19 protein-coding genes are annotated in these 19,642 nt (G+C 66.2%); all 19 read right to left on the bottom strand.

The window, feature by feature from the left end:
* Window positions 1-32: 32 nt before the first annotated feature.
* Window positions 33-1,862 (bottom strand): glutamine--fructose-6-phosphate transaminase (isomerizing), encoded by a 1,830-nt coding sequence (glmS, locus tag ACZ5EF_RS20010; RefSeq protein ID WP_346060811.1) that lies wholly within the window; start codon window positions 1,860-1,862, stop codon window positions 33-35.
* Window positions 1,863-1,881: 19 nt separating this feature from the next.
* On the bottom strand, window positions 1,882-2,649 hold the full coding sequence (locus tag ACZ5EF_RS20005) for a DeoR/GlpR family DNA-binding transcription regulator (RefSeq protein WP_346060812.1): 768 nt from the start codon (window positions 2,647-2,649) through the stop codon (window positions 1,882-1,884).
* Between the two features lie 245 nt (window positions 2,650-2,894).
* Window positions 2,895-4,256: a bifunctional UDP-N-acetylglucosamine diphosphorylase/glucosamine-1-phosphate N-acetyltransferase GlmU gene (gene glmU / locus ACZ5EF_RS20000; protein WP_346060813.1), complete on the bottom strand. Its 1,362-nt coding sequence runs from the start codon at window positions 4,254-4,256 to the stop codon at window positions 2,895-2,897.
* Window positions 4,253-5,353 carry an FAD:protein FMN transferase gene (locus tag ACZ5EF_RS19995; protein ID WP_346060814.1) on the bottom strand — a complete coding sequence of 367 codons (1,101 nt, stop codon included), beginning with the start codon at window positions 5,351-5,353 and terminating at the stop codon, window positions 4,253-4,255. Before ACZ5EF_RS19995 ends, glmU begins: the two co-directional genes overlap by 4 nt.
* A gap of 22 nt (window positions 5,354-5,375) precedes the next feature.
* Window positions 5,376-6,173, bottom strand: a complete 798-nt coding sequence (locus ACZ5EF_RS19990) for an undecaprenyl-diphosphate phosphatase (RefSeq protein ID WP_346060815.1) — start codon at window positions 6,171-6,173, stop codon at window positions 5,376-5,378.
* 148 nt (window positions 6,174-6,321) lie between these two features.
* Window positions 6,322-7,695: a magnesium transporter gene (gene mgtE, locus ACZ5EF_RS19985; RefSeq protein WP_346060816.1), complete on the bottom strand. Its 1,374-nt coding sequence runs from the start codon at window positions 7,693-7,695 to the stop codon at window positions 6,322-6,324.
* 310 nt (window positions 7,696-8,005) lie between these two features.
* Complete coding sequence (locus ACZ5EF_RS19980) at window positions 8,006-8,434, bottom strand: F0F1 ATP synthase subunit epsilon (RefSeq protein ID WP_346060817.1); 429 nt, start codon at window positions 8,432-8,434, stop codon at window positions 8,006-8,008.
* Window positions 8,435-8,461: 27 nt separating this feature from the next.
* Complete coding sequence (atpD, locus tag ACZ5EF_RS19975) at window positions 8,462-9,832, bottom strand: F0F1 ATP synthase subunit beta (protein WP_346060818.1); 1,371 nt, start codon at window positions 9,830-9,832, stop codon at window positions 8,462-8,464.
* Window positions 9,833-9,920: 88 nt separating this feature from the next.
* Complete coding sequence (atpG, locus tag ACZ5EF_RS19970) at window positions 9,921-10,799, bottom strand: F0F1 ATP synthase subunit gamma (RefSeq protein WP_346060819.1); 879 nt, start codon at window positions 10,797-10,799, stop codon at window positions 9,921-9,923.
* Window positions 10,800-10,873: 74 nt separating this feature from the next.
* Window positions 10,874-12,418 (bottom strand): F0F1 ATP synthase subunit alpha, encoded by a 1,545-nt coding sequence (gene atpA / locus ACZ5EF_RS19965; protein ID WP_346060820.1) that lies wholly within the window; start codon window positions 12,416-12,418, stop codon window positions 10,874-10,876.
* 16 nt (window positions 12,419-12,434) lie between these two features.
* Window positions 12,435-12,971 (bottom strand): F0F1 ATP synthase subunit delta, encoded by a 537-nt coding sequence (locus ACZ5EF_RS19960; protein ID WP_346060821.1) that lies wholly within the window; start codon window positions 12,969-12,971, stop codon window positions 12,435-12,437.
* A gap of 11 nt (window positions 12,972-12,982) precedes the next feature.
* Window positions 12,983-13,453 carry a F0F1 ATP synthase subunit B gene (locus tag ACZ5EF_RS19955; protein WP_346060822.1) on the bottom strand — a complete coding sequence of 157 codons (471 nt, stop codon included), beginning with the start codon at window positions 13,451-13,453 and terminating at the stop codon, window positions 12,983-12,985.
* 75 nt (window positions 13,454-13,528) lie between these two features.
* Complete coding sequence (gene atpE, locus ACZ5EF_RS19950) at window positions 13,529-13,756, bottom strand: F0F1 ATP synthase subunit C (protein ID WP_110284402.1); 228 nt, start codon at window positions 13,754-13,756, stop codon at window positions 13,529-13,531.
* Window positions 13,757-13,819: 63 nt separating this feature from the next.
* Complete coding sequence (gene atpB, locus ACZ5EF_RS19945) at window positions 13,820-14,647, bottom strand: F0F1 ATP synthase subunit A (protein WP_346060823.1); 828 nt, start codon at window positions 14,645-14,647, stop codon at window positions 13,820-13,822.
* Window positions 14,648-14,665: 18 nt separating this feature from the next.
* Window positions 14,666-15,064 (bottom strand): ATP synthase subunit I, encoded by a 399-nt coding sequence (locus ACZ5EF_RS19940; protein ID WP_346060824.1) that lies wholly within the window; start codon window positions 15,062-15,064, stop codon window positions 14,666-14,668.
* Between the two features lie 197 nt (window positions 15,065-15,261).
* On the bottom strand, window positions 15,262-16,173 hold the full coding sequence (locus tag ACZ5EF_RS19935; RefSeq protein WP_346060825.1) for a ParB/RepB/Spo0J family partition protein: 912 nt from the start codon (window positions 16,171-16,173) through the stop codon (window positions 15,262-15,264).
* A gap of 10 nt (window positions 16,174-16,183) precedes the next feature.
* Entirely contained in the window at window positions 16,184-16,954 is a 771-nt protein-coding gene (locus tag ACZ5EF_RS19930) for a ParA family protein (RefSeq protein ID WP_346060826.1), read from the bottom strand.
* 41 nt (window positions 16,955-16,995) lie between these two features.
* Complete coding sequence (gene rsmG / locus ACZ5EF_RS19925) at window positions 16,996-17,643, bottom strand: 16S rRNA (guanine(527)-N(7))-methyltransferase RsmG (RefSeq protein WP_346060827.1); 648 nt, start codon at window positions 17,641-17,643, stop codon at window positions 16,996-16,998.
* Window positions 17,640-19,544, bottom strand: a complete 1,905-nt coding sequence (gene mnmG / locus ACZ5EF_RS19920) for a tRNA uridine-5-carboxymethylaminomethyl(34) synthesis enzyme MnmG (protein WP_346060828.1) — start codon at window positions 19,542-19,544, stop codon at window positions 17,640-17,642. Before mnmG ends, rsmG begins: the two co-directional genes overlap by 4 nt.
* Window positions 19,545-19,642 lie beyond the last annotated feature (98 nt).

Genomic DNA, 19,642 nt, shown 5'->3' with positions numbered 1-19,642 from the left:
CCTATCCCTATCGGGGCCCGGCCATGACTTTCTTATTCCACCGTCACCGATTTGGCGAGATTCCTGGGCTGATCCACATCGGTGCCCTTGAGTACCGCCACATGATAGGAGAGCAGCTGCAGCGGCAGGGTGTAGAGGATCGGCGCCAGGGCCTCATGCACCGCCGGCAGGCGCAGCACCCGTAGTCCCTCTCCCGCCTCCAGTGCCACGCTCTCGTCGGCGAAGACGAAAAGCTCGCCGCCCCGGGCCCGCACCTCCTGGAGGTTGGACTTGAGCTTGTCGAGGAGCTCGTCGTTGGGCGCCACCGAGATCACCGGCATCTCGCTGTCGACCAGGGCCAGGGGGCCATGCTTGAGCTCGCCGGCGGGATAGGCCTCCGCATGGATGTAGGAGATCTCCTTGAGCTTCAGGGCCCCCTCCAGGGCAATGGGGAAGTGGGCGCCACGGCCCAGGAAGAGCGCATGGTGCTTCTCGGCGAAGGCCTCGGCCAGGGTCTCGATCTCGCCATCCAGGGCCAGCACCCGGGTCACCGCCTCGGGCAGGCCACGCAACGCCTCGAGCAGCCCCGCCGGCGCCTCCCCCCCCTGCACTCGCTGCAGGGCCAGGGTGAGCAGCAGCAGGGCGGTGAGCTGGGTAGTAAAGGCCTTGGTGGAGGCCACGCCGATCTCCGGACCGGCCTGGGTCAGCAGGGTCAGGTCCGACTCCCGTACCAACGAGCTGCCCGGCACGTTGCAGATCGCCAGGCTGGCCAGATAGCCGCTGTGGCGGGCGAAACGCAACGCCGCCAGGGTATCGGCGGTCTCCCCGGACTGGGAGAGGGTGACGAAGAGGGTGTCCTCCGGCACCACCACCCGCCGATAACGGTACTCCGAGGCCACCTCCACCTGAGTGGGCAGCCCCGAGTAGCGCTCCAGCCAGTAGCGAGCCACCAGGCCGGCATGATAGCTGGTACCGCAGGCGACGATATGGATCTGGCGCACCCGGCGGAAGAGCGCCTCCGCCTCGCTGCCGAAGCCGTTGATCAGCACGCCTTCGCTGCCCAGGCGCCCCTCCAGGGTGGCGGCGATCACCGCCGGCTGCTCATGGATCTCCTTGAGCATGAAATGGCGATAGTCACCCTTGCTGGCGGCGCCATCGCCGTGCTCGAAGACCCGCACCGGACGCACCACCACTTGGCCCTCGGCGTCGAAGATGGTGATCTCGCCGCCCTGGCCCAGGCGCACCACATCGCCCTCCTCCAGGTAGATAAAGCGATCGGTGACCTGCAACAGCGCCAGGGGGTCCGAGGCCAGGAAGGCCTCCTCGATGCCTACCCCTACCACCAGGGGACTGCCCTTGCGGGCGCCGATCACCACGCCGGGTTCCAGAGGGCTCATCACCCCCAGGGCGTAGGCACCGTCCAGGCCTCCGGCCACCGCCTGCACCGCCGCCAGCAGGTCATCCCCACCCCGCAGGCGGCGGGCCAGCAGATGAGCCACCACCTCGGTATCGGTCTCGGAGGTAAAGGCGTAGCCCTCACCCTGGAGCTCGCGACGCAGCGCCTCGAAGTTCTCGATGATGCCGTTGTGCACCACCGCCAGGTCGTCGCCGGACTGGTGGGGATGGGCATTGGCCTCGCTGGGCTTGCCGTGGGTGGCCCAGCGGGTATGGGCGATGCCGCTATGGCCCCCCAGGGGGGCCTCGGCGAGGCGCTCTTCCAGGGCCGCCACCTTGCCCAGGGCGCGGCGCCGCGCCAGCTTACCCGCTGCATTGAGTACCGCCATGCCCGCGGAGTCGTAGCCCCGATACTCCAGGCGCTTGAGGCCTTCCAGCAGGATGCCCTGCACATTGCGGCCGGCGACCGCGGCGACGATTCCACACATGGTTACTCTCCTTGAATCATTAGTCGGGATCGACCGGCGTCAACACGACCTCGACCCCCTGGGCCTCGATGGTGTGTCGAGACTTATCCCCAAGCCCCTGGTCGGTAATCAGGGTGTGGATAACCTGCCAGGGCAGTTCCAGATTGGGGATGCGCCGGCCTACCTTGGAGGACTCCGCCAGCACTACCACCTCCCGGGAGACTTCGGCCATGACCCGGGAGAGGCCCAGCAGCTCGTTGAAGGTGGTGGTGCCCCGGGCCGGATCGATACCGTCGGCGCCGATAAACAGCTGATCGAAGTCGTACTGGCGCAGGACCTGCTCCGCCACCTGGCCCTGGAAGGACTCGGAGTGGGGATCCCAGGTGCCGCCGGTCATCAGCAGCATCGGCTCCTCCTCCAGCTCGCGCAGGGCATTGGCCACCGCCAGGGCGTTGGTCATCACCACCAGGCCCGCCTTGCCCGCCAGGCCGGGAATCATCGCCGAGGTGGTGCTGCCGCTGTCGATGATGATGCGCTGGTGCTCGCGGATACGCCCGCAGGCGGCCCGGGCGATGGCCCGCTTGGCCGGAGAGAGGCGCGGCTCCCCCAGCAGCTCCTGGGGCAGGGGCGCGGCCCCGCCGTAGCGGCGCAACAGCAGGCCGCTCTTCTCCAGGGTCGCCAGGTCCTTGCGCACCGTCACCTCGGAGATGGCGAAGTGCTCGGCCAGGGTATCCACGCCGGTCTCGCCCCGTTCGTTGATGAAGGCGAGGATGGCGTGGCGGCGCTGGGCGGTATTACGCTTCGACATGAAAGGTCTTTGTTTCGACTCGAAAGGTGAGATGAAACCGCAGCCGGCGCCCCGGGTCAAGAGGTGGGGAATATCTCAGGGCTATCGCAGTTGGCGCTCTCCCCCTGTCGAGACCCGGGGCTACCTGAGCAGGGCTCGTGCGGGAATCGCTAAGGGGCGCTGGGGGCAGGCCGGAGCAAAGCGTCTTTGTGAAGGCCTGCCCCCCAGGGTAGCCCCGGGCCTCGAGCGCTACTGGCCCACCATTATTATTTGCGCTTGGTGGGTCGTGGCCAGTCCGCCTTGGTGAGCTGGCGGCCCCGGGCCACCGCCAGGGCGCCGTCGGCCACGTCCTTGCTGATGGTGGAGCCGGCGCCGATGGTGGCGCGGGCCCCCACGCTGACCGGGGCCACCAGGGCGGTATTGGAGCCGATAAAGGCATCGTCGCCGATCTCGGTGCGGGACTTGTTGACGCCATCGTAGTTGCAGGTGATGGTACCGGCGCCCACATTGACGCCGCGCCCCAGGGTGGCATCGCCCACATAGCTCAAGTGGTTGATCTTGCTGCCCTCGCCCACCTGGGCATTCTTGGTCTCGACGAAGTTACCCACTTTGGCCTGCACCGCCAGGTGGGTGCCGGGACGCAACCGGGCGAAGGGCCCGACGCGGTTATGCCCCGCCGCCACGCTCTGCTCGACGATGCTGTGGGCCTCGATCACGCTGCCGGCGCCGATATGGCTGTCGCGGATCACGCAGTAGGGGCCGATGCGCACCCCCTCGCCCAGCTCCACCTCGCCCTCGAAGACACAGCCCACGTCGATCTCCACGTCGTGGCCGCAGCGCAGGCTGCCGCGCACGTCGAGGCGTGCCGGATCGGCCAGCGCCACGCCTGCGGTCATCAGCGATTCGGCGATACGGGTCTGATAGGCCCGCTCCAGGCGCGCCAGCTGGGCGCGGTTATTGACTCCCTCCACCTCCAGGGGATCTTCCGGCTGGGCGGTGACGATCTTGACTCCCTCGGCGGCGGCCAGGGCGATCACGTCGGTGAGGTAATACTCGCCCTGGGCATTGTCGGCGGAGAGCTGGGGCAGCCAGCGCTTCAACTGGGCCCGGGTCATGGCCATGATGCCGGTATTGCACTCCTTGACCGCTCGCTCGCTCTCGGAGGCGTCCTTGTGCTCGACGATGGCCACCGCCTGGCCCTCGGCGTTGCGCAGGATGCGCCCGTAACCGCCGGGATCCGCCAGGGTCACGGTGAGCAGCCCCAGGTGGGACTCGTCGACGCCCTCCAGCAGGCCCGCCAGGGTCTCGGCGCGAATCAGCGGCACGTCCCCGTAGAGCACCAGCACCTTGTCATGCTCCAGCGCATCGAGGGCCTGGGCCACCGCATGGCCGGTGCCCTTCTGCTCGGCCTGCAGGGCGAAGTGCACCGGGCAGTCGCCCAGCTCGCTGCGCACCTGATCGGCGCCGTGGCCGATCACCACGTGCAACTTGCCGGCGCCGAGCCGGGTGGCGGTGTCGATCACATGACGCACCATGGGCTTGCCGGCCAGGCGATGCAGCACCTTGGGCCGGGTCGAGCGCATCCGGGAGCCCTGCCCGGCGGCGAGGATCACAACGTCGAGACTCATTCTTCCTCCTGATTGCTGTTCCATGACGGCACCCGGATCCCCAGGGAGTCGAGGCGATTCTCGCCCAGGCGGGCCGCCAAGGCCGTGCTGGCCAGGCTGCCCCAGCTATCCCCTTCCCGGACTAGCAGCAAGACCTCGAGCCCCTCCCGCTCGGCCAGTCGCAGGGCCTCCTCGGGCCCCACCACGGTCAAGGCGGTGGCCCAGGCATCGGCCCAGGCATTGGAGGGGTGAAAGACCGACACCGAGGCCAGGGTATGCGCCACCGGATAGCCGCTGCGCGGATCGAGGGTATGGGAGAAGCGCCGGCCATCCTCTTCAAAGTAGTTGCGGTAATCGCCGGAGGTGGCCACGGTGCCGTCGTGCAACGGCAGGATATGCCGGGCCACCCGTCGAGAACTGTCCGGCAGCTCGACGCCGATACGCCAGGGCTGGGCCTCGCGATCCCGGTAGCCCTTGACGGCCAGGTCGCCTCCCAGGTTGACTAGATAGTGGTCGATGCCCTGGCGATCCAGGTAGGCGGCGACCCGATCGGTACCATGCCCCTTGGCTACCCCGGAAAGGTCGACGAAGACATCTTCCAGGCGCCGCGCCTGGCTCGCCTCCGGCTCCAGTTCCAGCTTGTCGTGACCGATCTCGGCCAGGCGACTGGCGATCAGCTCCGCCTCGGGAATCTCCCGGGGACGCGCCTCGGGGCCGAAGCTCCAGAGGTTGACCAGGCCACCAATGGTGACGTCGAAGGCGCCGCCGCTGGCCTCGGCCACCGCCTCGCTGATCGCCAGCACCTCGATCAGCTCGTCCGAGAGGGGTTGCCACTCACCGACCGGCGCCCGATTGAAGGCCACCAGCTCCGAGTCGTCACGATAGGTGGACATGGCCGCGTCCACCGCCTCGAGCTCCGCCAGGAAGCCCGCCTCCAGGGCCTCGGCCCGGCTCCGGGTCAGGGGGTCGGCGATGGTGACCTGGTAGAAGCTGCCGAAGACGCCCCCTTCCAGGGTCACCGGCGACTCCAGCGTCGGGTCGCCATCGCCGCACCCCGTCAGGCCCAGGGCAGCCAGGACCAGGGCCCCCCAGGCCAGGGGGCGAGAGAAGTACCTCATGGGTCGATCTCCATGCAAGGAATTACCAGAATAGCCATAGCAACCAGCCGCCGAGCAGGAGTCGGTAAGCCACGAAGGGCTGCATGCCGATGCGCTTGATAAAGGCCAGGAAGTAGTGGATGCACAGATAGGCGCTGATGCCGGAGAGCAGGGCCCCGATCACCAGCACCGACCAGTCGATGGCCTGGGGCGCACGGATCAGGGTCAGGGTCTCCAGGCCCCCGGCCAGCACGATCACCGGAATCGACAGCAGGAAGGAGAAGCGTGCCGCCCCCTCCCGGCTCAGCCCCAGCAGCAGCGCCGCGGTAATGGTGATGCCGGAGCGGGAGGTGCCGGGAATCAGTGCCAGGGCCTGGGCGGCGCCGATCCATAGCGCCTGCTTCCAGGTCAGCTGGTATTCGCTACGGCTGCCGCGACCACGCCAGTCGGCGTAGCCCAGCAGCAGGCCGAAGCCGATCAGTCCTGCGGCGACGATCAACGGCGAGCGCATGGCCTCCTGGATCAGATCGTGAAAGGCCAGCCCCACCAGCCCTACCGGCACGGTGGCCAGCAAGACCCACCAGGCCAGGCGGCCATCCGCATCGGTGCCGCGGCCCCTCAGCGAGGCCCACCAACTGACCAGCATGCGCCCCAGGTCATGGCGGAAATAGAGCACCACCGCCGCCAGGCTGCCGAGATGCAGGGCCACATCGAAGGCCAGGCCCTGGTCGGGCCAGGGGGTCAGTTCCGGCACCAGGATCAGGTGTGCCGAGCTGGAAATCGGCAGGAACTCGGTGAGCCCCTGCAGGATGGAAAGCACCAGTACCTGAAGCCAATCCATGGATCACTCGCTTGATAGAAGAACGAAGCCCCGGTCGGACCGGGCCGAAACCTGGCAGAGAATACACGTCACGCCGCGAGTTGTCCGCCGTCGGGCCGTGGCAAGGCGGCGAGAGGGGGCACCAGACTCGGTGCCATCTCCGTGACGATCAGCCCCCGGCCAGCAGCGCGGTGGCGATGCTGAAGTAGATCAGCACCCCGGAGGCATCGATCAGGGTGGTGACCAGGGGCGCCGAGGCGGTGGCCGGGTCCCAGCCGATGCGGTTGAGAATAAAGGGCAGGCACATGCCCAGCAGGCTGCCGAAGAGCACGATGACGACCATGCTGAAGGCCACCACCATGGCCACGGTTTCGCCGCCGCGCATGATGCCGATGGGCGCCACCGCCAGCGCCATGGTCAACCCCAGGGAGCCCGCCACCAGCAGCTCCCGGCCCAGCAGCTTGCCCCAGTCCTTGACGCCCACGTCGCCGGTGGCCATGCCGCGCACCGTCAGGGTTGCCGCCTGGGCCCCCGCATTACCGCCGCTGCCGATCAGCAGCGGCAGGAAGAACACCAGCGCCACCTGGGCGGCGATGGTGTCCTCGAAGTAGGCGATGCCGGCACCGGAGAAGAGGTTGGCGAAGACCAGCAGTACCAGCCAGAAGACTCGCTTGCGGTAGAGACTCCACAGCGGCACCCGGCTGACGCCGTCCTCCAGGGCGCCGATGGACATCCCCTTGTGGATATCCTCGGTGGCCTCGGACTCGGCCACGTCCATGGCGTCATCGTGGGTGACGATGCCCACCAGGCGCGCCTCGGCATCGATCACCGGGATCGCCAGCAGGTCGTAACGGGCCACCAGGCGCGCCACCTCTTCCTGCTCCTCGTCCACCGCCACGCTGATCACGTCCTTGATCATCAGGTCATCGACCCGGGCCCCGGGCCGCGCCACCATCAGCTGACGCAGCGACAGGGTACCGACCAGGCGTCCCTCGGTATCGACGATATAGAGCTGGTAGACGGTCTCGGCGTCCGGGGCGGTCTGCCGCACCCGCATCAGCGCCTGGGAAACGGTCATGCCGCTGGGAATGGCCACATAGTCCGAGGTCATGATGGCCCCGGCGGTGCCCTCCTCGTAGCTGGCCAGGCGCTTGAGCTCCTCCCGCTCCTGGCGGGCCATGCGCCGCAGCAGGCCCTCACGGCGATCCTCGTCGAGCAGGTTGAAGAGGTCGGCGCGTTCGTCGGAGCTCATCTCCTCCAGCACCAGCAGCAGGGCGTCATCAGCGATCTCGGCCGCCCAGGCCAGCTGCAGTTCGCCGGGCAGGTAGCCCAGCACATTGGCCCGTCGCTCGATGGGCAGACGCTCCATCAGCGCCTGGAAGCGAACCAGCCCTTCTTCCTCCTCGGCGATATCCTCGAGGATCTCGCCGATATCCGCGGCGCGCAGCTCCGGCAGGGCCTCATCCAGGGTACCGGTATCGTCCTGCTCCAGCGCCGCCAGCAAGACGCTCTTCTGCTCGGTGAGGGTTTCGTTCAGCGACATGGGCATCCTCCTGATGCCGCCAGGCTTCTCGAGGCGACATATGACGGAATCTTCCGGAGGCTATCCGGGCAATGGGAGTCATGATACCAGGAGGCTGCCGGGCTTGACCGATCGTGACGAGGATCACGGATTTCGAGTCAAATGGTTCGATCGATTGAGGCGAATAGCGAGCTATTTAACGAAATCGATCGAATCAAGTTGGCCGAAAGCCCGGAATTCGCAGTAGATCTGTGTTAAGTCTGGCAGCCTCCACACACGAAAACGCCCCCCGAACACTGTTCGAGGGGCGTTTTCCACGGCGCGGGCGGCGTTAGCCCCGGCCGAGTTTCTTGCGCAACTGCTGAATGGTACGCAGCTGGGCCACGGCCTCGGCGAGCTCGGACGCGGCGCGGCTGTAATCCAGCTCCGCGGACTGCTCGTTGAAGGCCTTCAGCGCATGCTGGCGCGCCTCTTCGGCGGCGGCCTCATCCAGGTCGTCGGCACGCACGGCGGTATCGCCGAGGATGGTCACCACATCCGGCTGCACTTCCAGGAAGCCGCCGGAGATGTAGAAGTTTTCCTCTTCGCCACCGTCATGAATGACGCGAACCGGACCCGGCTGCAGCTCGGTCAGCAGCGGTGCGTGACCGGGCAGGATGCCCAGGTCACCCATCACACCGGCCGCAATGATCTGCTCGACCCGGCCGGAGAACACCGCGGCTTCGGCGCTGACGATCTCGCACTTGAAGCTGTTCGCCATAGTCTAGTCCTCTTGGTGGACGGCCCTTTACTTGTTGGCTTTCTCGACGGCCTCGTCGATGGTGCCAACCATGTAGAAGGCCTGCTCCGGCAGCTCGTCGTAGTCGCCGTTGAGGATGCCCTGGAAACCACGGATGGTCTCCTTCAGCGACACGTACTTGCCGGGCGCCCCGGTGAAGACCTCGGCGACGAAGAACGGCTGCGACAGGAAGCGCTGGATCTTACGCGCCCGGGCCACGGTCTGCTTGTCCTCGTCGGACAGCTCGTCCATGCCCAGGATGGCGATGATGTCCTTGAGCTCCTTGTAGCGCTGCAGCACGCCCTGCACGCGGCGGGCGGTGTCGTAGTGCTCGTCGCCGACGACCAGCGGATCCAGCTGACGGGAGGTGGAGTCCAGCGGATCGATGGCCGGGTAGATACCCAGCTCGGCGATGGAGCGGGACAGTACCACGGTGGCGTCCAGGTGGGCGAAGGTGGTCGCCGGGGACGGGTCGGTCAGGTCGTCCGCGGGCACGTAGACCGCCTGCACGGAGGTGATGGAGCCGGTCTTGGTGGAGGTGATGCGCTCCTGCAGGACGCCCATCTCCTCGGCCAGGGTCGGCTGGTAACCCACCGCGGAGGGCATCCGGCCCAGCAGGGCGGAGACCTCGGTACCGGCCAGGGTGTAACGGTAGATGTTGTCGACGAACAGCAGCACGTCGCGGCCTTCATCGCGGAACTTCTCGGCGATGGTCAGGCCGGTCAGGGCCACGCGCAGGCGGTTCCCGGGCGGCTCGTTCATCTGACCGTAGACCAGCGATACCTTGTCGATAACGTTGGAGTCGGTCATCTCGTGGTAGAAGTCGTTACCCTCGCGGGTCCGCTCACCCACGCCGGCGAACACGGAGAAGCCGCTGTGTTCGATGGCGATGTTACGGATCAGCTCCATCATGTTGACGGTCTTGCCCACGCCGGCGCCGCCGAACAGGCCGACCTTGCCGCCCTTGGCGAACGGGCAGACCAGGTCGATGACCTTGATGCCGGTCTCCAGCAGCTCGTTGGAGGCCGCCTGATCCGCATAGCTCGGGGCCTTGCGGTGGATCGGCATGCGCTCTTCTTCGCCGATCGGGCCGGCTTCGTCGATGGGGCGACCCAGCACATCCATGATGCGACCCAGGGTCTGCTTGCCCACCGGCACGGAGATGGCCGCGCCGGTGTTCTCGACGTCCAGGCCCCGCTTGAGACCCTCGGTGGAGCCCATGGCGATGGTCCGCACCACGCCGTCGCCCAGCTGCTGCTGGACCTCGAGCACGGTTTCGGAATTGGCGACATTCAGCGCGTCGTAGACCTTGGGCACATCGTCCCGCGGAAACTCTACGTCAATCACCGCGCCGATGATTTGTACGATACGTCCGCTCATCTTGGTTCCTCTCAAAACCCTGTAAATGAATCCGGTGACGGAGGGCGGGGCCGGCGGTTACGCCCATGCTCGCTCACCCTCCGTGGTGCTATACGGCGGCGGCGCCGCCGACGATCTCGGAGATTTCCTGGGTGATGGCGGCCTGGCGGGCCTTGTTGTAGACCATCTCCAGGTCGTCGATCAGTCCGCCGGCATTGTCGGTGGCGTTCTTCATGGCGATCATCCGCGCCGCCTGTTCACAGGCCGCGTTTTCCACCACCGCCTGATAGACCTGCGATTCGATGAACCGCGTCAGCAGGCTATCCAACAGCACCTTGGGGTCCGGCTCATACAGGTAGTCCCAGCTTCCGGGACGCGACTGTTCTGCGTTGTGCCCGTTCCCGATCTCCGGGGAGAGGGGCAGCAACTGGCGCACGACCGGCTTCTGCGTCATGGTGTTGACGAACTCGTTGGACACCACGCAGAGGCGATCGAGACGCCCCTCGTCATAGGCTTCCAGCATCACCTTGACGCTACCGATCAGATCCTTGACCTCGGGACTCTCCCCGAGGCCGCTCTTCGCCGCGACGAGGTTGCCCCCGTAGTTGCGGAAGAAGCTGCCGGCCTTGGAGCCCAGGGCGCAGAAATCGATCTCCGCGCCCTGCTCTCGCCACACCTTGGCGTCCTGGATCACGGCCTTGAACAGGTTGACGTTCAGGCCGCCACACAGGCCGCGGTCGGTGGAGACGACGATATAACCGACCCGCTTCACCTCGCGCTCGACCATGTAGTCGTGCTTGTACTCGGGGTTGGCGTCGGCGATATGGCTCACGACGTTGCGGATCTGCTTGGCGTAAGGCTGGCTGGCCTTCATCAGATCTTGTGCTTTACGCATCTTCGACGCAGCGACCATTTCCATGGCGCTGGTGATCTTCTGCGTATTCTTGATGCTCCCGATCTGGGTGCGAATCTCTTTTGCAGCTGCCATAGCGATCTACCTTTCGTTCGTGGCCCTCAGAAAGCTCCAGGGCCCACCCCGGAAGCCGGGATGGGCCAGTGGCGTTACCAGCTCTGAGTGGCCTTGAACTTCTCGAGACCCGCCTTCAAACCGCTCTGGATCTCGTCATCGTAGCCGCCGGTCTGGTTGATCTTCTCGAGCAGCTCGGCGTGTTCGGCCTTCATGTAGTCGTGCAGGGCACGCTCGAAGTCCAGCACCTTGCTGACGTCGACGTCATCCAGGAAGCCTTCGTTGGCGGCATACAGGGTCAGCGCCATCTCGGCCACGGACATCGGCGAGTACTGCAGCTGCTTCATCAGCTCGGTGACGCGCTGACCATGCTCCAGCTGCTTGCGGGTGGCCTCGTCCAGGTCGGAAGCGAACTGCGAGAAGGCCGCCAGTTCGCGGTACTGGGCCAGGGCCAGACGCACGCCGCCGCCGAGCTTCTTGATGATCTTGGTCTGGGCGGAACCACCGACACGGGAGACCGACAGGCCGGCGTTGATGGCCGGACGGATCCCCGAGTTGAAGAGGTCGGTCTCCAGGAAGATCTGACCGTCGGTGATGGAGATCACGTTGGTCGGAACGAAGGCGGAGACGTCGCCACCCTGGGTCTCGATGATCGGCAGCGCGGTCAGGGAACCGGTCTGGCCTTTCACTTCGCCGTTGGTGAACTTCTCCACGTAGTCGGCGTTGACGCGCGCGGCGCGCTCGAGCAGACGCGAGTGGAGGTAGAAGACGTCACCCGGGTAGGCTTCGCGGCCCGGCGGACGGCGCAGCAGCAGGGAGACCTGACGATAGGCCCAGGCCTGCTTGGTGAGGTCGTCATAGACGATCAGGGCGTCCTGGCCGCGGTCGCGGAAGTACTCACCCATGGTGCAGCCGGCGTAGGGGGCCAGGAACTGCATCGGGGCCGGGTCGGCGGCACCGGAAGCGACCACGATGGTGTGCTCCATGGCACCGTGCTCTTCCAGCTTGCGCACCACGTTGGCGATGGTCGACTGCTTCTGACCGATGGCCACGTAGATGCAGGTGACGCCCTTGCCCTTCTGGTTGATGATGGTGTCGACGGCGATGGCCGACTTACCGATCTGGCGGTCACCGATGATCAGCTCACGCTGGCCGCGGCCGATCGGCACCATGGCGTCGATGGACTTGAGGCCGGTCTGGATCGGCTGGTCCACGGACTGACGGGTGATGACGCCCGGGGCGACCTTTTCCACCGCGTCGGTGAGCTTGGCGCCCACCTCGCCCTTGCCATCGATGGGGTTACCCAGCGGATCGACCACGCGGCCGATCAGCTCGGGACCCACCGGCACCTCGAGGATGCGGCCGGTGCACTGGGCGGTCATGCCCTCTTCCAGCTGCAGGTAGTCGCCCAGCACCACGGCGCCCACGGAGTCGCGCTCGAGGTTGAGCACCATGCCGTAGATGCCGCCGGGGAATTCGATCATTTCACCGAACATCGCCTCGGCCAGGCCGTGAATCTTCACGATGCCGTCGGAGACGCTGACGATGGTGCCCTCATTGCGGGCTTCGGATGCGACATCCAGCTTTTCGATACGCTGCTTGATGATGTCGCTGATCTCGGAAGGATTCAGTTGCTGCATGCCATGTCCCTCAGACTCAGGCGGAAAGTGTCTCACGGAGGCGGTTCAGTCGACCGCGTGCGGAACCGTCGATCACGGTGTCACCGGCACGCAGGATGACGCCACCGAGAAGCGATGAGTCCACCTGAGTGGTAATGGAGATTTCGCGATTCAGGCGCTTCTTGAGTGCCTTGGCGAGCTTCTGCTGCTGCTTGGCGTCGAGCTTGAAGGCCGAGACCACGGTCACATCGACGCGCTGCTCCTGATCGGCGCGCAGCCGCTCGAACTGCTCGGCGATGGCGTCGAGGATCGCCAGGCGCCCCTGGTCGGCCAGGCTGGCCAACAGGTTGCGCTGGCCCTCGTCCGCCTCGACCTCGGCCAGCTCGATCAGTACCTCGACCTTGCGGCTCGGGGTGAGCCTGGGGCTGGCCAGCAGGCTCTTGGCGTCGCGGGTGGCGACGACCTGGCCCAGCTTGGCGAGCCACTCGGCCCAGGTCGACAGCGCCTGATGATCACGTGCGTACTCGAACGCCGCCTTGGCATAGGGCCGGGCGACGGTTGACGTTTCCGCCATGGATCACCTCCTCACAGTTCGGCCGCGAGCTTGTCGAGCATCTCGCGATGGGCCTTCTCGTCGATGGAGGCTTCCAGGACACGCTCGGCACCGACCAGGGCCAGGGAAGAGACCTGGGCGCGCAGTTCGTCCTTGGCGCGATGGACTTCCTGCTCGATCTCGCTGCGGGCGCTGGTCACCAGGCGTTCGCCCTCGGCACGGGCCTGCTCGCGAGCCTCTTCGATCATCTGATTGGCGCGCTTGTTGGCCTGCTCGAGGATCTCGGTAGCCTGCTGCTTGCTCTCACGCAGGGTTTCCGCGGCCTGTTCCTGGGCCAGCTCGAGGTCACGAGAGGCACGGCTGGCGGCATCCAGGCCATCGGCGATCTTCTTCTGACGCTCATGGAGCGCGTTGCTGATCGGCGGCCACACATACTTAATGCAAAACCAGACAAAGATCGCGAAGGCGATCGTCTGTCCGATAAGCGTCATGTTGATATTCACAGGGATGTACCTCTGACTAATTCGTGGCGACCGGAAACAAGCAAACCGAGCGCAGGGCGCCCGGTATGCATATCGTTAACCGGCGACAACGAAGATCAGGTACATCGCGATACCGACACCGATCATCGGCACGGCGTCCAGCAGGCCAGCCATCAGGAAGGTCTTGGTCTGCAGCTGGTCGCCCAGCTCCGGCTGACGCGCGGTGGATTCGAGCAGCTTGCCGCCCAGCAGGGCGAAACCGATACCGGTACCCAGGGCGCCCAGACCGATCATCAGAGAAGCAGCGATGTAAACGAGTTCCATGGTAGTACTCCTAGTTTCAAGTTGAGTTACAAGGGGTTAAGGGTGTTACTTGGTCGATTCGACTCAGTGGTGCTCGTGGGCCGCGTTCAGGTACACCACCGACAGCACCGTGAAGATAAAGGCCTGCAGGGTAATGACCAGAATGTGGAAGATGGCCCAGGGCACATTGAGTGTCCACATGATCCAGAAGGGCAGCAGCGCGATCAGGATAAAGATCACCTCACCGGCAAACATGTTGCCGAAGAGTCGCAGGCCGAGGCCCAGCGGCTTGACCAGCAGGCCGATGATTTCCAGCAGCAGGTTGAAGGGGATCAGCAGCCAGTGATTGAACGGCGTCAGGGAGAGCTCCTTGGCGAAGCCGCCCACGCCCTTGACCTTGAGGCTGTAGTAGATGATCAACAGGAAGACGCCCAGCGCCATGCCCAGGGTGGCATTGGGATCGGTGGTGGGCACCATCTTCATGTAGCCGATGCCCAGGCGCGCGAACAGCTCGGGAACATAGTCCACCGGAATCAGCTTGAGCAGGTTCATCAGGAAGATCCAGACGAACAGGGTCAGGGCCAGGGGCGCGATCACCGGGTTCTTGCCATGGAAGGCGCTGCGCACGGTGTTCTCGACGAACTCCACCACCATCTCGATCAGGTTCTGCAGGGTGCCGGGCACCCCGGTGGTGGCCAGGCGGCCCGCCTTGCGGAACAGCCAAATGAACAGGGCGCCCATGGCGATGGACCAGCCCATGGTGTCCAGGTGGATGGCCCAGAAGCCCATCTCCACCGCTTCCTCGGAGCTGTGCGCCAGGGACCAGCCATTCTCCGGGTGCTTGCCGAAGGTCAGGTTCTGCAAGTGGTGCTGTATATAGTAAGTCGCCGTGACTTCGCTACCTGCTGCCATACGTTGCTTACCTCAGGTTCAGGGGGTCGACCGTTTGCGCAGCAGCCAGGGAGCCAGCCAGTGCGCGAATTGGGTCGCCACATATGCGCCAAAAAATAAAGCCGGGTTTGAGGGGGGCACCAGCACGAAGACCACCACGAACAATGCCACCGTCAAACCGAACTTTCCCGCCGCCGCACGATAGAAGTTATTGACCATGCGGCGCGGTTGACGGCCCCCGCGGATACGCGAGGCCCGCCACAGGAAATAGGCGTTGCCCATCACACAGATGCCGGCACCACTCAGGGCAGACAGCGCCGCGCCGCCTCCCGACAGCAGGGCGGAGAGCACGACCAGGACGACTGCGACCAGCAGCTGGGCCCCTATCAGGCCGCCAATACGGAGTGATCGACGCCGAGACTGCGCGGCCCTATGCATGAAACGCCCTTTTATTGACTGCCGCCGATGGCCCGAATCGTCGGCCCTCGGGCCATTTCCCGGTGGCCGGGCAAACCACCGCGGATTATAGGGAAGCGCCATGGCGGCTTCAACCAAAGCCGGATCGATTTTGCGCGATTTTGCGACAGCTTACGACCAAAAGCCGAGACTTGGTGAAAAGTAGCCTGCTAAGAAAGTCAGCGAATATGCCCGAGGATCCCATCCAGCTCATCGAGACTGGTGTAGCGGATGGTCAAGCGCCCCTTGCCGCTACGGCCATGCTGGATCTTGACCGGCGCGCCGAGCAGCTCGCCGAGCTGGGTCTCCAGGCGTGCCACGTCGGCGGAGGGGGCCTCGCGCTGGGGTTTGGTCGGTTCGCCGTTGACCAGGCGCTTCACCAGCGCCTCGGTATCGCGCACCGTGAGGTCCTTGTTGACCACCTCATGAGCGGCCTGGCGCTGCTTGGCGCCGGAGAGGGCCAGCAGGGCACGGGCATGGCCCATGTCCAGGTCGCCCCGCTCCAGCAACGTCTGCACCTCCGGGTCCAGGGCCAGCAGGCGCAGCAGGTTGGCCACCTGGGCCCGGGACTTGCCCACCGCATCGGCGACCTGCTGCTGGGTCAGCTCGAACTCCTCGAGCAACCGCTTGAGGGCCATGGCCTCCTCCACCGGGTTGAGGTTCTCGCGCTGGATATTCTCGATCAGCGCCAGGGCCAGGGCGACCTGGTCGCTGACCTCGCGGACCACGGCGGGGATCACGTCCAGCTCGGCGAGCTGGGCGGCGCGCCAGCGCCGCTCGCCGGCGATGATCTCGTAACGCTTGTCGCCGATCGGGCGCACCACGATGGGCTGCATCACCCCCTGGGCGCGGATCGAGTCGGCCAGCTCCTCCAGGGCCTCGGGCTGGATATCCCGGCGCGGCTGATACTTGCCCCGGGTCAGTTGGCCCAGGGGCAGCCGCTCGAGGCGCTCGCCGGCGGCGGCGTCGAGGTCGGGCTCGGCGCCATTGAGCTCGACGGACTCGGCACTCTCGTCCAGCAGTTCGCGGCGGCGGGCACCGGCGCCGATCAGGGCATCCAGGCCGCGGCCCAGGGCACGTTTACGGGTCATCGGCGTTTCCTCACAACGACAGGCGACGAATCAGTTCCTTGGCCAGCACCCGATAGGCCTGGCTGCCCCGGGAGAAGCGCGCATACTTGGTCACCGGCAGGCCATGGCTGGGGGCCTCGGCCACCCTCACGTTACGCGGGATGGCGGTCTTGAGCAGGGTCTCGCCGAAGTAGTCGAGCAGCTGCTTGCTGACGTCCCGGGTCAGGCCGTTGCGGGCGTCGAACATGGTGCGCAGGATACCGAAGATGGCCAGGCTCGGATTGACACTCTCCTTGATCTGGTCGACGGTGTCGAGCAGCGCCGAGAGCCCCTCCAGGGCATAGAACTCGCACTGCAACGGGATCAGCACCCCATCGGCGGCGGTCAGGGCATTGACGGTGAGCATGCTCAGCGACGGCGGGCAATCGATCAGCACCACGTCATACTCGCCGGCCACCGGGCCGATGGCATCCAGCAGGCAACGCTCGCGACCCTCGTCCTTCTCGAGCAGATTCACCTCGGCGGCGGTCAGGTCGCCATTGCCGGGCAGCAGCCCATAGCCCGCCTCGGGACAGTCGAGGATCACCTCGGCGGCGCCCTTGTCCCCCAGCAGCACCTCCAGGACGCTGCCCTCCAGCTCATGCTTGTCGACGCCGCTGCCCATGGTGGCGTGCCCCTGGGGATCGAGGTCCACCAGCAGCACCCGGCGATCCAGGGCGGCCAGGCTGGCGGCCAGGTTGACCGCCGTGGTGGTCTTGCCCACGCCGCCCTTCTGGTTGGTCAAGGCGATGATCTTGGTCACGAGCGACTTCCTTGCGTCTGACGGCCCGCCCGACAGGCGGCCTAGGTGGTCGGGTGGCGCTGCAGGATCAGCAGCTGCCGCTGGCTCTCGTCGAAGGGCACCTGGAGCTCATGGCGAGCCTCAAGCCGAATCCCCGGGGGGAGCGCCTCCAGCTCCTCGTCGGCGGCGGGCCCCTTCATGGCCAGCCACTCGCCGCCCTCGGCCAGCAGGCCCTCGGTGAGGGTAACGAAATCGGCCAGGCTGGCGAAGGCCCGGGAGATCAGCTGATCGAAGGGCGTATCGCGGTGGGCCTCGACCCGGGCCTGCACCGGGGTGACATTGCTCAGCCCCAATTCCAGCACGGCCTGGCGTTGAAAGCGTACCTTCTTGCCATTGCTGTCGAGCAGGCTCACCTCGAGTTCCGGCACCAATATCGCCAGCACCAGGCCGGGCAGGCCGGGGCCGGCGCCCACGTCGAGCAGGCGCGGCCCACGCACCCAGGGCAATACCGCGGCGCTGTCGAGCAGGTGGCGGGAGACCATGGCCAGTGGATCGCGTACCGCGGTGAGGTTATAGGCGCGGTTCCACTTGTGCAACAGCGCCAGCAGGGCCAGCAACTGGTCCCGCTGGGCCTCACTGACGGCGACGTTCAGTTGTGCGAGCCCCCGATCGAGCCGGCCCGCGATGCCCGGTGTGATCGTCTGAGTCATTGATTCACCGCCTGGCTCTCCTGAAGCAGACGATGCTTCTTGAGGTGGATCAGCAGGATGGAGACCGCCGCCGGGGTCACCCCGGAGATGCGTCCCGCCTGGGCCAGGGTCGCCGGGCGTGCCTCGGCGAGCTTCTGGCGAATCTCGTTGGAGAGTCCCTCGACCCGGTCGAAGTCGAGATCCGTCGGCAGGCGGGTGCCCTCGAAGCGCTTGAGCTTGTCGATCTCGGCCTGCTGGCGATCGATATAACCCTGGTACTTGGCCTGGATCTGCACCTGCTCGGCCACAGCGGCGTCCTCCACCGGCTCGCCCTCGACCCCCGGCAGGCCGGCCAGGTCGGCGTACTCCAGCTCCGGTCGCTTGAGCAGGTCCATCAGGTTGTATTCGCGGGGCAGGGGGGTGCCGGTCTTCTCCGCCAGGCGCTCGGCGGCCGCGCTACCCGGCTGCACCCAGTTGGCCCGGAAGCGGGCGCTCTCGCGCTCGATCGCCTCGCGCTTGGTGGCGAAGGCGGCCCAGCGGGCATCGTCCACCAGGCCCAGGTCGCGGCCGGTCTCGGTGAGTCGCAGGTCGGCGTTATCTTCCCGCAGCAGCAGCCGGTACTCGGCCCGGGAGGTGAACATGCGGTAGGGCTCCTGGGTGCCGAGGGTGATCAGGTCATCCACCAGGACCCCCAGGTAGGCCTCGTCGCGGCGCGGCCACCAGGCCTCGAGCCCCTTGGCGCGGCGGGCGGCATTGAGCCCCGCCAGCAGGCCCTGGGCGCCGGCCTCCTCGTAGCCGGTGGTGCCGTTGATCTGCCCGGCGAAGAAGAGGTTGTGGATAAACTTCGTTTCCAGGGAGTGTTTCAGGTCCCGGGGATCGAAGAAGTCGTACTCGATGGCATAGCCGGGCCGGGTGATATGGGCGTTTTCCAGGCCCTGGATGGAACGCACCACCTGCAGCTGCACATCGAAGGGCAGCGAGGTGGAGATGCCGTTGGGGTAGAGCTCGTGGGTATCCAGGCCCTCCGGTTCGACGAACACCTGGTGGCTCGCCTTGTCGGCGAAGCGATGCACCTTGTCCTCGATGGAGGGGCAGTAGCGCGGCCCGGCACTCTCGATCACCCCGGAGTACATGGGCGAGCGATCCAGGTTGGCGAGGATGATCTCGTGGGTGCGCTCGTTGGTATGGGCGATATGGCAATCCACCTGGCGCGGGTGCATCTCGCGGCTGCCCAGGTAGGACATCACCGGGGTCGGGGTATCGCCGGGCTGGGCCTCCAGCACCGAGAAGTCGACGCTCTTGGCATCGATCCGCGGCGGGGTCCCGGTCTTCAGTCGGGCCACGTTGAAGGGCAGGGCGCGCAGGCGCTCCGCCAGGGCATTGGAGGGCGGATCCCCGGCGCGGCCGCCGCGGCTCCGGTCGAGGCCGATATGGATCACCCCGCCGAGGAAGGTGCCGGTACACAGCACCACGCTCTCGGCGTGGAAGCGGATGCCGGTCTCGGTGACCACACCGCGCACGGTGTCGTTATCCACAAGCAGATCGCCGGCGGCCTGCTGGAAGAGCGTCAGGTTGGGCTGGTTCTCCAGCAGGCCGCGGATCGCCGCCTTGTAGCGCACCCGGTCCGCCTGGGCCCGGGTCGCCCGCACCGCCGGCCCCTTGCGGGCATTGAGTACCCGGAACTGGATACCGCCCAGGTCCGTGGCCAGGGCCATGGCGCCGCCCAGGGCATCGATCTCCTTGACCAGGTGGCTCTTGCCGATCCCGCCGATGGCGGGATTGCAGGACATCTGGCCCAGGGTCTCGATGTTATGGGTCAGCAGCAGGGTCTGACAGCCCATGCGGGCGGAGGCCAGGGCGGCTTCGGTTCCCGCATGGCCACCGCCGATGACGATGACGTCAAAGCGGTCGGGGTAATCCACGTTGCACCTCGAATGGCGCCGGCGGCGCCGTAGTAGAGCTCGGAGCTGAAAATCAGCCGCACAGTATAAACCCCCTGTGGGTAACCGTCAGGGGTTTT

Source organism: Bisbaumannia salifodinae (genome assembly GCF_055388505.1).
Note: the sequence above shows the minus strand (reverse complement) of the source record. Positions and strands in the feature narration are given on the sequence as shown.

Bases quoted from the DNA above. Each gene is read 5' to 3' on its own strand.
- glmS (WP_346060811.1), bottom strand. From the start codon at position 1,862: ATGTGTGGAATCGTCGCCGCGGTCGCCGGCCGCAATGTGCAGGGCATC.
- ACZ5EF_RS20005 (WP_346060812.1), bottom strand. From the start codon at position 2,649: ATGTCGAAGCGTAATACCGCCCAGCGCCGCCACGCCATCCTCGCCTTC.
- glmU (WP_346060813.1), bottom strand. From the start codon at position 4,256: ATGAGTCTCGACGTTGTGATCCTCGCCGCCGGGCAGGGCTCCCGGATG.
- ACZ5EF_RS19995 (WP_346060814.1), bottom strand. From the start codon at position 5,353: ATGAGGTACTTCTCTCGCCCCCTGGCCTGGGGGGCCCTGGTCCTGGCT.
- ACZ5EF_RS19990 (WP_346060815.1), bottom strand. From the start codon at position 6,173: ATGGATTGGCTTCAGGTACTGGTGCTTTCCATCCTGCAGGGGCTCACC.
- mgtE (WP_346060816.1), bottom strand. From the start codon at position 7,695: ATGTCGCTGAACGAAACCCTCACCGAGCAGAAGAGCGTCTTGCTGGCG.
- ACZ5EF_RS19980 (WP_346060817.1), bottom strand. From the start codon at position 8,434: ATGGCGAACAGCTTCAAGTGCGAGATCGTCAGCGCCGAAGCCGCGGTG.
- atpD (WP_346060818.1), bottom strand. From the start codon at position 9,832: ATGAGCGGACGTATCGTACAAATCATCGGCGCGGTGATTGACGTAGAG.
- atpG (WP_346060819.1), bottom strand. From the start codon at position 10,799: ATGGCAGCTGCAAAAGAGATTCGCACCCAGATCGGGAGCATCAAGAAT.
- atpA (WP_346060820.1), bottom strand. From the start codon at position 12,418: ATGCAGCAACTGAATCCTTCCGAGATCAGCGACATCATCAAGCAGCGT.
- ACZ5EF_RS19960 (WP_346060821.1), bottom strand. From the start codon at position 12,971: ATGGCGGAAACGTCAACCGTCGCCCGGCCCTATGCCAAGGCGGCGTTC.
- atpE (WP_110284402.1), bottom strand. From the start codon at position 13,756: ATGGAACTCGTTTACATCGCTGCTTCTCTGATGATCGGTCTGGGCGCC.
- atpB (WP_346060823.1), bottom strand. From the start codon at position 14,647: ATGGCAGCAGGTAGCGAAGTCACGGCGACTTACTATATACAGCACCAC.
- ACZ5EF_RS19940 (WP_346060824.1), bottom strand. From the start codon at position 15,064: ATGCATAGGGCCGCGCAGTCTCGGCGTCGATCACTCCGTATTGGCGGC.
- ACZ5EF_RS19935 (WP_346060825.1), bottom strand. From the start codon at position 16,173: ATGACCCGTAAACGTGCCCTGGGCCGCGGCCTGGATGCCCTGATCGGC.
- rsmG (WP_346060827.1), bottom strand. From the start codon at position 17,643: ATGACTCAGACGATCACACCGGGCATCGCGGGCCGGCTCGATCGGGGG.